This window comes from Sulfuricurvum sp. IAE1 (genome assembly GCF_004347735.1).
Taxonomy (GTDB): Bacteria; Campylobacterota; Campylobacteria; order Campylobacterales; family Sulfurimonadaceae; genus Sulfuricurvum.
On record NZ_SLTI01000037.1, the window covers coordinates 1 to 566 of the forward strand.

General features: G+C 63.4%; 1 protein-coding gene. It reads right to left on the reverse strand.

The features are described 5' to 3' along the window. The coding region (locus E0765_RS04835; protein ID WP_223175675.1) for an HD-GYP domain-containing protein at window positions 1–554 on the reverse strand (554 nt) is incomplete at its 3' end. Window positions 555–566 lie beyond the last annotated feature (12 nt).

Below are 566 nucleotides of genomic sequence, written 5' to 3' on the forward strand. Positions count from 1 at the left end.
ATGGCGTCGTAGACGTCCGCGATCGCCATAATGCGCGCGAGCAGAGGGATCGACTCCCCCTTCAGCCCTCGGGGATACCCGCTTCCGTCCCACTTCTCGTGGTGGCACTCCGTGATCTCGCGTGCGTAGACGACGAAGGAGTCCTTGCCGAGCAGCTCCTGCGTCCTGCCCAGGACGTCGCCGCCGATCGACGGGTGCTGTCTGACGATCTCGAATTCCTCCCGGGTAAGGCTCCCGGGCTTCAGCAAAATGGCGTCCGGCACCCCCACCTTGCCTATATCGTGCAGCGCCGCCGACTGCCATATCAGGGGAAGGTCCTTTCTCGGATAGAGCGCGTCGCTCCCGGATCGCTCCAGCAGCAGCTTCACGTACGCCTTCGTTCTTTGTATATGCGCCCCCGTCCCCTTGTCGCGGTGCTCGGCGAGGATGGCCATACTGTTGATGATCGTCTCGCGGAAGCGCTCCTCGGCACGGCGTTCGCGGTTCGCCACGCGGCGGAAGGCAAGGAAGAAGCCCGCGACGAAGAGGTCGAAAACGAACACCCCGACGATCATGCTCGTTCTTCG